This is a genomic window from Kitasatospora sp. NPDC004799 (assembly GCF_040609095.1).
Classification (GTDB): Bacteria; Actinomycetota; Actinomycetes; order Streptomycetales; family Streptomycetaceae; genus Kitasatospora.
In genome coordinates, this window is sequence record NZ_JBEXJK010000304.1 from 1 (window position 1) to 9,953 (window position 9,953).

General features: G+C 74.7%; 6 protein-coding genes, 1 tRNA gene and 1 pseudogene. 7 read left to right on the forward strand and 1 reads right to left on the reverse strand.

All coding sequences use genetic code 11. The features are described from left to right. A pseudogene (locus ABZW03_RS29610) lies at positions 1 to 301 on the reverse strand (asparagine synthase); the annotation flags it as partial. An 814-nt stretch (positions 302 to 1,115) separates the two neighbouring features. On the opposite strand from ABZW03_RS29610, the gene ABZW03_RS29615 reads away from it, so the two are divergent. The 7 genes from ABZW03_RS29615 to ABZW03_RS29645 all read left to right on the forward strand — a co-directional run bounded on the left by ABZW03_RS29615 (position 1,116) and on the right by ABZW03_RS29645 (position 9,630). Beyond that, the gene (locus ABZW03_RS29615) at positions 1,116 to 2,543 is read left to right on the forward strand and encodes an MFS transporter (protein WP_355264844.1); all 1,428 of its coding nucleotides are present in this window, start codon (positions 1,116 to 1,118) and stop codon (positions 2,541 to 2,543) included. A gap of 570 nt (positions 2,544 to 3,113) precedes the next feature. After that, positions 3,114 to 4,691 carry a TROVE domain-containing protein gene (locus ABZW03_RS29620; protein WP_355264847.1) on the forward strand — a complete coding sequence of 526 codons (1,578 nt, stop codon included), beginning with the start codon at positions 3,114 to 3,116 and terminating at the stop codon, positions 4,689 to 4,691. A gap of 212 nt (positions 4,692 to 4,903) precedes the next feature. Then, complete coding sequence (gene lhgO / locus ABZW03_RS29625; RefSeq protein ID WP_355264850.1) at positions 4,904 to 6,139, forward strand: L-2-hydroxyglutarate oxidase; 1,236 nt, start codon at positions 4,904 to 4,906, stop codon at positions 6,137 to 6,139. 130 nt (positions 6,140 to 6,269) lie between these two features. Further along, complete coding sequence (gene trmB / locus ABZW03_RS29630) at positions 6,270 to 7,100, forward strand: tRNA (guanosine(46)-N7)-methyltransferase TrmB (RefSeq protein WP_355264853.1); 831 nt, start codon at positions 6,270 to 6,272, stop codon at positions 7,098 to 7,100. A gap of 115 nt (positions 7,101 to 7,215) precedes the next feature. Continuing rightward, on the forward strand, positions 7,216 to 8,514 hold the full coding sequence (locus ABZW03_RS29635; RefSeq protein WP_355264856.1) for a PrsW family intramembrane metalloprotease: 1,299 nt from the start codon (positions 7,216 to 7,218) through the stop codon (positions 8,512 to 8,514). Positions 8,515 to 8,564: 50 nt separating this feature from the next. After that, a tRNA-Met gene (locus tag ABZW03_RS29640) sits at positions 8,565 to 8,638 on the forward strand. A 194-nt stretch (positions 8,639 to 8,832) separates the two neighbouring features. Further along, positions 8,833 to 9,630 carry a hypothetical protein gene (locus ABZW03_RS29645; protein WP_355264859.1) on the forward strand — a complete coding sequence of 266 codons (798 nt, stop codon included), beginning with the start codon at positions 8,833 to 8,835 and terminating at the stop codon, positions 9,628 to 9,630. The last annotated feature ends 323 nt before the right edge of the window (positions 9,631 to 9,953 follow it).

The window sequence follows — 9,953 nt, forward strand, 5'->3', positions numbered from 1 at the left end:
CGCCTCGAACTGCGCGGGCCAGGCCGGGGTGAAGGACCTGGTCGGCTACGGCAGCAGCGCGAGCTCCGCCGAGGGCTCGCCGACCGGCAACCTGGTCGGTGGCGGCGGGGCCGGTGCCGACCACGGCGGGGGCGCCGGGGCGGAGGGTGACCAGCCGGATCTCCCCGGGGCGCCAGTCGCCCACGGCCCACAGCGGGTCGGGCCCGGTCCACAGCGGGCGCGCGGCGATCGGTTCGACCCTGCCGAGCGCCTCGTGCGCCGGGGCGCCCGAGCCCGTGCACCAGCCCGTCAGCCACCGCATCGCGCCTCCACCGGACGAGGACCTGCATCCCCGGCGCGTTCGCCGTCCGCCGGGCGGCCGGGTGGTGTGCCGTGGCGGCCCGTGCGCGTCCCGGCGTGCCCCCGCAGCTCGACGCGCCGTCAGGGACATCGTGCCACCGCGGGACGGCACCGTGGTCGGTGTTCCGGGTTCCGTCGGTGTTCGGACCGGGCGTTCGGACCGGCCGTTCGACGGCCGCCGGGACCGCGCGGGCCGTCGCGGGCGTGCCCGCGACCCCGGGGCGCACCGGCTCCCGATCGTTCCCGGCGCGCAAGTCCCGTAAACCGGAGGGGAGTTCGATCACCGGGGTACGCCGACGGGGAGGGCGGGCCGGGCCTCCCCCTCCCCGGCCCGGACCACCGGCGAACACCTTTGGCATGGGCATCGCGAGATGGCCGAAAGGCGTCGCCCAGCCCGGGAGGGCATCCGCATGCCCTCCCGGACTTCACCGCCGCCCGCGGGGATTGAGGCGGCGGCTTCCCCCGGCCTGCCGGGTCCTCGACGGCAGGCCGACCCACGACCACCAGCGAATCGCCGACCAGCCGGTCGGGCCAGGGAGCACGGCCGGGCGCACGTGAACACGGGACCGGAGCACGGCGCTCCGGCGCGCGGCGCGACCGGCCGGATCCGAGTGGTCCGGACCAACTCCGGTGCGGCACCGCCGAGTGCGCGATCCCGCCATCCGGAATGCGACCTCTTAACCGTCGGAACGCGTCCGACTACGCTAGGTACAGCAGCTACCGCCCGGTGCCGCCCGGGCCCCGCGCACAAGGCCGCAGGAGGTGCCGCCGCCACCATGACCGTCAGCCCACGTGGACCGAACGAACGGCTCGGCACGCTCCTGACCCTCGCCCAGATCAGCAACGCCGGACTGGCCCGCCGGGTCAACGACCTCGGCGCCCAGCGCGGGCTCACCCTGCGGTACGACAAGACCTCGGTGGCCCGCTGGGTCAGCAAGGGCATGGTGCCGCAGGGGCCCGTCCCGCACCTGATCGCCACCGCGATCGGCGGCAAGCTCGGCCGGCCCGTCCCGCTGGAGGAGATCGGGCTGGGCGACACCGACCCGGCGCCCGAACTCGGCCTGGCCTTCCCGCGCGAGGTCGCCGACGCGGTGCGCTCGGCGACCGACCTCTGGCGGGTCGACCTCGACCTGCGCCGGGGCCCCGGCGGCGGCCGCTGGAGCGACAGCCTGGCCGGCACCTTCTCGGTGGCCGCCTACGCGACCCCCGTCTCGCGCTGGCTGATCACCCCGGCGGACGGCTCGGTGGCCCGCGAGGTGCCGCGCTCCCCCACCGACACCTCCTCCTACCGGGTCGGCCACTCGGACGCCGCCAAGCTCCGCGAGGCCGCCCAGGAGGCCCGCCGCTGGGACTCCAAGTACGGCGGCGGGGACTGGCGTTCGTCGATGGTGCCGGAGTGCCTGCGGGTGGAGGCGGCGCCGCTGCTGCTCGCCTCGTACAGCGACGCGGTCGGCCGGGCGCTGTTCGGCGCGACCGCCGAACTGACCAGGCTGGCCGGCTGGATGGCCTTCGACACCGGGCAGCACGAGGCCGCCCAGCGCTACTACATCCAGGCGCTGCGGCTCGCCCGGGCCGCCGCCGACGTGCCGCTCGGCGGCTACGTGCTGGCCTCGATGAGCCTCCAGGCGGGCTACCGGGGCTTCGCCGAGGAGGCGGTCGACCTCGCCCAGGCCGCGCTGGAGCGGAACCGGGGCCTGGCCACCGCCCGCACCATGAGCTTCTTCCACCTGGTGGAGGCCCGGGCCCAGGCGAAGGCCCGCAATGCCGCGGCGTGTGCGACGGCGCTCGGTGCGGCGGAGAGCGCACTCGAACGGGCGCGCGCCGGGGATCCCGATCCGGCGTGGATGGACTTCTACGCCTACGACCGGCTGGCCGCCGACGCCGCCGAGTGCTTCCGGGACCTCGGGGTGCCCTCCAAGGTCCGGCAGTTCACCCGCGAGGCGCTGGCCACGCCCACCGAGGGCTTCGTCCGCTCGCACGGCCTGCGGCTGGTGGTCTCGGCGATGGCCGAGGCGGAGGCGGGCAACCTGGACGCCGCGGTCGCGGCCGGCGAGCGCGCCGTCGAGGTGGCCGGCCGGATCTCCTCGCAGCGCAGCCGGGAGTACGTGGTGGAGATGCTGCGGCGACTGGAGCCCTTCCAGGGTGAACGCCGGGTACGGGAGTTGACCGAACGGGCCCGGGCGGTGATCGTCGCTCCGGCGTGAGCGTCGAGGGCCTGCGCGGCCTGACGGTAAATGGGGTGCGCCGACGGGAGGGGCCTGGCTATGGTCTCTCTCGTCCAGGTGCGCAGGCAGAGGTTACTTCCAACTCCTTATTGGGCAGGTCACGGGTTCGAATCCCGTCACCGGTACGAGCCGGTGTAGCTCAGTGGCCAGAGCAGCTTCGTCACCTCAGCCGCTCCGATCTCTGGACACCCATACGTGAATAGGTTTTCCGCACCTCCCGGTGCGACGGCAGCGGTTACTTCTTGGTGAGGCGTCCGTAGGACGCTGCGGTTCGAGCCCGCGAAACACCGCCGCCACCACTGATCTCGGGAGGCGGTGCGCGTCGGAGTGCCCGGTGCGCAGGCGGGGGTTACTTCGGATCTTGGGGTTCCGGGTTCAAGTCCCGGGCGTGCCGTGCGCGAGCGCGGCCGCTAGCTCAATCCGGTAGAGCACAAGGCATACACCCCCGCCGACGCCGGCCGGTCGACGACGGCCGGCACGATCTCGGGCACCCCACACCGCGGCACGCCTCCCTCCCACTGACACCAGCAGGCCGAGGGGGGCTTTCGCATGTCCAGGTTCAACTTCCGCAGGGCCAAGGCGAGCCCGGCGTCGCCGGTGGCCACCACCGGCCGGCGTGCCGTCAACCACAACGGCGGCCCGGGCTTCGTCCGGGACCGCAAGTCCGAGCTCTTCCTGCTCGCGGTGGCCAACATGGTCGGCCAGGACACCTTCCACGAGCGCGGCGGCGACCGCGACGACCGCTACACCGCGCTGGTGCGCGAACTGGCCGTCGCCGAACCGGAGTGGACGATCGGGCTGCTGCGCTGGCTGCGCCACGGCGCCCAGATGCGCACCGCCGCCCTGGTCGGCGCCGCCGAGTTCACCCGCGCCCGGCTGGACGCGGGCGCCCACGGCCACTCCCGGCAGGCCGTCGCGGCGGTGCTGCGGCGCGCCGATGAGCCCGGCGAGCTGCTCGCCTACTGGACCTCGCGCTACGGCCGGGCGCTGCCCAAGCCGCTCAAGCGCGGCGTCGCGGACGCCGTCCGGCGCCTGTACGACGCCCGCTCGCTGCTCAAGTACGACACCGCGGGCAAGGGCTACCGCTTCGGCGACGTGATCGAGCTGACCCACCCCTCGCCGGACCCGGACAAGCCGTGGCAGGGCGCGCTGTTCGCCTACGCGCTGGACCGCCTGCACCGGCCGGAGGAGGCCGTCCCGCCGGCCGCCGACCGGATGCTGACCGCCAACCGCGAGCTGCTGGCGCTGCCCGTCGAGGAGCGCCGGGCGGCGGTGACGGCCCCCGGCGGCGCCGAGCGGCTGGCCGCCGCCGGGCTGACCTGGGAGGCGCTGGCGGGCTGGCTGCAGGGGCCGCTGGACGCGGCCGCCTGGGAGGCGGTCTTCCCGTCGATGGGGCCGATGGCGCTGGTGCGCAACCTGCGCAACTTCGACCGGGCCGGCGTCCCGGACGCCGTCGCGGCCGAGGTCGCCCGGCGGATCTCCGACCCGGGCGAGGTGCGGCGCTCGCGCCAGTTCCCGTTCCGCTACCTGGCCGCGCACCGCAACGTGCCCTCGCTGCGCTGGGGGCAGGCGCTGGAGACGGCGCTCGGCCACTCGCTGGCCAACGTGCCCGAGCTGCCCGGCCGGACGCTGGTCCTGGTCGACCGCTCCGGTTCGATGTTCGACCGTTCCGGCGGGCCGACCGAGCTCAACCGGGCGGACTCGGCGGCGATCTTCGGCACCGCGCTGAAGGTCCGGGCCGCCCAGGCGGACCTGGTCGAGTTCGGCACCACCAGCCGGGTGGTCAAGGTCGGCCGGGGCGAGGCGGTGCTGCGCGTGCTGGAACGTTTCTCCAGCCTCGGCGGCACCAACACCGCCGACGCCGTCCGCACCCACTACCGCGGCCACGACCGGGTGGTGATCGTCACCGACGAGCAGACCGGCCCGGGCCACTGGGGCGGCGACCCGCTCGCCGCCGTCCCGGCCCACGTGCCCGTCTACACCTGGAACCTGGCCGGCTACGCGCTGGGCCACGGCCCCAGCGGCGGCGCCCACCGGCACACCTTCGGCGGCCTGAGCGACGCCGCCTTCCGGCTGATCCCCCTCCTGGAGGCCGGGGCGAACGCCCGCTGGCCCTGGGAGGAGTAGCGGCCCGGCGGGACCGACGCACGGGAGGAGAGGAGCGGGCAGGAGCCGTCACGGGGGTGCGGCTCCGCCCGCGCCTCCCCCGCCGCCGAACGAACCCCGCCGCCGACCCCTGCTGCCGAACCCCGCCGCCGAACCCCGTCACGCACCCTCGACCGCCCGCCCCCGCCGTGGCAGCATCGGCGCAGGGGCGGGCGAGCCGTGAGGAGCGGGCGGTGGCAGATGACGTCGACGTGCTGGTGGTGGGCGGCGGGATCGTCGGACTGGCCACCGCGTACGCGCTGACCAGGGCACGGCCGGGGCTGCGCCTCGCGCTGCTGGAGAAGGAGCCCGGGTTCGCGGCGCACCAGACCGGGCGCAACAGCGGGGTGATCCACAGCGGCGTCTACTACCGCCCCGGCTCGTACAAGGCCCGGTTCGCCGTCGCGGGGGCCGCCGAGATGGTGGAGTTCTGCCGCGAGCACGGCATCCCGCACGAGGTGACCGGCAAGCTGATCGTGGCCACCGGCGCCGCCGAGCTGCCCCGGCTGGCGGCGCTGGCCGAGCGCGGACGGGCCAACGGCATCCCGGTCACCGAGCTGGACCGGGCCGGGATCACCCGGCACGAGCCGCAGGTGAGCGGGCTGGCCGGGCTGCACGTCGGCACCACCGGCATCTGCGACTTCCCGGCCGTCGCGACGACGTACGCCCGGCTGGCCCGGGAGTCGGGCGCCGAGCTGCGCCCCGGCACCGAGGTACGGGCCGTCGCCCGGCGCCGGGACCTCGTCACGGTGGCGACCACCGACGGCGAACTGCGCTGCCGGGTGCTGGTGAACTGCGCCGGACTGCACAGCGACCGGATCGCCCGGCTGGCCGGGGACGAGACCGGGGTGCGGATCGTGCCGTTCCGCGGCGAGTACTACGAACTGGTCGATCACCGCCGGGACTTGGTGCGCGGCCTGGTCTACCCGGTGCCCGACCCGGCCTTCCCCTTCCTCGGCGTGCACCTCACCCGGGGCATCGACGGGGGCGTCCACGTCGGCCCGAACGCGGTGCCCGCGCTGGCCCGCGAGGGCTACGACTGGCGCACCGTGCACCCGCGCGACCTGGCCGACACCCTCGCCTTCCCCGGCACCTGGCGGATCCTCCGCCGGCACTGGCGCTACGAACTGGGCGAGCTGCACCGCTCGCTGTCCAAGCGGGCGTTCACCACGGCCGTCCAGCGCCTGCTGCCCGCCGTGACCGCCGCCGACCTGGTGCCGGCCGCCGCCGGCGTCCGGGCCCAGGCGGTGGCCCGGGACGGATCGCTGCTGGACGACTTCGCCTTCGCCGGCTTCGACCCGGACGACCCGCGCTCCCCTCGCCGCACGGTGCACGTGCTGAACGCGCCCTCGCCCGCCGCCACGGCCTCGCTGCCGATCGGCCGGGAGGTGGCCCGCCGGGCGCTGGCCGCGCTGGACGCCGACGGGTGAGCCGGGCGGCGGCCGGCGAGGGACGTCGGGAGTCGGCGGGCGAGGGGCGTCGGGAGTCGGCGGTCGGCCGGATGAGCCCGGTCACAGCCCCCGCCGGAGCGCCCCGACAGCCCCGTAGACTCGGGTGATTGTGACTGCCACCGCCCCGATCCCCCAGCCCTCGCCGTCCGCCCGGCTGTCCGCCGCGCCGGCCGCCTACCCCGCGCCGATGTACCCGCACAAGGCCACCGAGGCCCAGCACCGCGAGCGTCGCATCCGCAGCTTCCAGCCGCGCCGGGGCCGGATGACCAACGCCCAGGCGAGCGCCCTGGACCGGAGCTGGGAGACGTACGGCATCCCCATCGACGGCACCCCGCTGGACCTGCCGGCGCTGTTCGACGGCCTGCCGGTGACGCTGGAGATCGGCTTCGGCATGGGCGAGACCACCGCCGCGATGGCCGCCGCCGACCCGGCCATGGGCATCCTCGCCGCCGACGTGCACACCCCCGGCCACGGCAACCTGCTCGGCCTGCTGGAGCGCGACGGCTCCCGGAACGTCCGGACGGCCGCCGGCGACGCGGTGATCCTGCTGCGCGACATGCTCCCGGACGCCTCGCTGGCCGGTCTGCGGGTCTACTTCGCCGACCCGTGGCCCAAGCCGAAGCACCACAAGCGCCGGCTGGTCCAGCCCGCCTTCCTCGACCTGGTGCTGCCCCGGCTCGCCCCCGGCGCCCTGGTGCACTGCGCCACCGACTGGGAGCCGTACGCCGAGCAGATGCTGGCCGTGCTGTCCGCCTCGCCGGAGCTGGAGAACCTGCACCCCGAGGGCGACGGGACCGGCTGGCTGGAGCCCGCGGACCACCCGGACGGCAGCGTCCCGGGCTACGCCCCGAGGCCGGACTGGCGCCCGGTCACCAAGTTCGAACGGGCCGGGATCGCCAAGGGCCACGTCGTCCACGACCTGCTGTTCCGCCGCCGCTGACCCACCGGCACCGTTCGAACGGCCGGTCGCGCGGCGGCCGTCCGGACCGGCCGGGGACGGACGGTTCGTCCCGAGTCCTCCCGACGGACCGCCGCCGTGGCCTACCCTGTGCCGCATGGGCAGCCCGTCCGGCGGCGGGTTCCGGACGAACGGTCGGACGACGGTCCGGGCCGCCGCCGACGCACCGGAGACGGCCCCGAGCACCGGCGACACCCGGACCATCCCGGGGCCCCGGAGGCGCCGGGCCCACCGCCCGCTGCCCCGGCCGGGCGGCGACCGGGCCGGGCCGGCCCCGGCGGCCGCCCCCGCGGCCCCGCCGGGCCGCAGCCGCTCGGTGGCGCTCTCCTCGGTCACCGCGACCGCCGTGCTGACCCTGATCGGCTGCGGCGTGCTGATCCTGCACCTGGTCCAGCGGCAGACCGGCACGGTCGGGCTGCTGGTCGGCCTGGGCCTGGCGATGGTGCCGCTGCCGTTCGTGCTCGGCGGCCTGGCCTGGCTCAACCTCACCGCCCGGGTGCCGCTGCGGCACACCGTGTTCTGCCTCGGCTGGGGCGCCTGCGCGGCCACCACCGTCGCCATCCTGGCCAACAACTGGACGGCCAGCTACCTGACCCGGCACCGGGGCCCGTTCGGCGAACTGCTCGGCGCCGGGATCGCCACCCCGGTGATCGAGGAGACCGCCAAGGCCACCGCCCTGCTGGTGCTCCTGCTCCCGCTCGGCCGGCGGCTGAGCTGCCGCGGCCGCCGCCCCGGGCGCCCCTGCGCACCGCCGCCGCACCGGCTGCCCGCGCCCCGGAGCCCCCGCCCGTACCCGCGCCGCCCGGTCGGGCCGCACGCCCGCGGCCGGCTCCGGCCCCGCCCCCGCCTGCGGCCGCTGCCCTACCTGCGCCCGGCCCCGCCGCCGCACCACCGCTCCCGGCCGCGCACCCTGGCCGCCGGGGTGGTGCTCGGCGGGACGGCCGCCTGCGGCTTCGCGTTCACCGAGAACGCCCTCTACCTGGGCCGGGCCTTCACCAGCGACCAGCGGCAGCGGCTGGACAGCATCGGCCTCGGCGACCCGCCCAGCCTGCGCGACTTCGACAGCACCGTGCAGACCTTCGTGCTGCGCGCCCTGCTCTCCCCCTTCGCCCACCCGCTGTTCACCGCGCTCACCGGGATCGGCCTGGCCGTCGCCCTCACCACCGCGCGGCGCTGGCTGGCCCGGCTGGCGGTACCGGTGGGGCTGCTGCTGGCGATGGCGCTGCACGGCACCTGGAACGCCGCCGCCGACCTCGGCACGGACGGCTTCCTGGTGGTGTACGGGGCGCTGATGGTGCCCTGCTTCGCCGCGCTGGTCTGCTTCGCGGCCTGGGCCAGATGCCGCGCGGCCCGGCACGCGGCGCCCGGCCGGCCACGGGTCGCCAGGGCGCCCTGAGGAACCGATTTCCCATCCCGGCGACTTCCACGTATTGTGGTGTTCACCGACGCGGGGTGGAGCAGCTCGGTAGCTCGCTGGGCTCATAACCCAGAGGTCGCAGGTTCAAATCCTGTCCCCGCTACTCAGTAGTGGAAAAGCCCGGAGGACACGTCCTCCGGGCTTTTCGCACGTCCGGGTACGGACAGAGCACGGTCCTGCCACGAAGCTGTAACGGCGGGCCGTCCGGCGATCACCTGTCGGGGGGCTGAACCATACTGATGAAAAATTCATCACATTGGGGGGGCTGTTCGAGCCCCCCCGGACAGGAAACACCACATGCTGTCGAAGCGACTGGTCAGCACCGCCGCTCTCTGTCTCGTCCTGGCCGCCGGCACCGCCGCGTGCGGCAGCAACAAGAGCGACGGCAAGAGCGACGGGAAGGGCGAAGCCAAGGCGGGCGCCTCGCAGAAGCTCGACACCGACAAGCTCAGCGCCGAGGACATCCAGAAGCAGACCAAGGACGCCCTGGCCTCGGCCACCTCGCTCAAGATGGCCGGCACCATCGGCAGCGACGGCGAAGCCATGGAGATGAACCTGACGCTGGACAACAAGAGCCAGTGCACCGGCACCATGGCGATGCCGGGCATGGGCAAGTTCGAGATCATCAGCGACGGCAAGACCTCGTACGTCAAGCCGGACACCGCCTTCTGGACCGCCATGGGCGGCCCGAACGGCGCCAAGGCCGCCGAGCTGTTCAAGGGCCGCTACCTGACCGGCTTCGAGAGCGACCCGTCGATGGGCTCGATCGCCAGCGTCTGCAACCTGGCCGAGTTCAGCAAGAAGATCACCGAGTCGAAGAACGACAAGGACAAGGTCGAGAAGGGCTCCGCCGGCACCGTCAACGGCGTGAAGACCTTCAGCCTGAAGGCCACCGACTCCGACGGCGAGGTGTCGACCATCCACGTCGCCACCGAGGGCAAGCCCTACCCGGTGCGGATCGAGCACTCCGGCTCCAAGGACGGCAACGGCAAGATCGACTTCAGCGAGTTCGACAAGCCGCTGACCGTCCAGGTCCCGTCGGCCGACAACACGCTCGACTTCACCAAGTTCAAGGACCAGCTCAAGACCGCCTGAGCGGCGGACGCGGGCACCGCGCGTTAATCCGTTGCCTCCGCCCGGAACGCTGCCTAGGCTGGCAGCACACTGAAGGGAGGTGATCCTGAGTTGAGTTCCATCAGGATGCGTGAGGTGGCTGCTCGCTAGAGCCGCCCCTGCCTGCGCAGGGTGAGGCCCCAGGCCTCCGGCAGGCGAAATCCAAGCAGTCACCCGGCCCGCGGGCTCACCGGTACATCCCCGGTGCCTCGGCGCCTGGCCAGTGCACGGGCCGGCGTCGAAGGAGCAGCCCGCGGGCCGTCTGCGTTCCCGGGGAGCCTCCGGCGCTGCTGCCGGGGGCTCCC

Excerpts from the sequence above, each read along its gene's own strand:
- ABZW03_RS29615 (WP_355264844.1), top strand. The coding sequence starts at position 1,116 with ATGACCGTCAGCCCACGTGGACCGAACGAACGGCTCGGCACGCTCCTG.
- ABZW03_RS29620 (WP_355264847.1), top strand. The coding sequence starts at position 3,114 with ATGTCCAGGTTCAACTTCCGCAGGGCCAAGGCGAGCCCGGCGTCGCCG.
- ABZW03_RS29635 (WP_355264856.1), top strand. The coding sequence starts at position 7,216 with ATGGGCAGCCCGTCCGGCGGCGGGTTCCGGACGAACGGTCGGACGACG.
- ABZW03_RS29645 (WP_355264859.1), top strand. The coding sequence starts at position 8,833 with ATGCTGTCGAAGCGACTGGTCAGCACCGCCGCTCTCTGTCTCGTCCTG.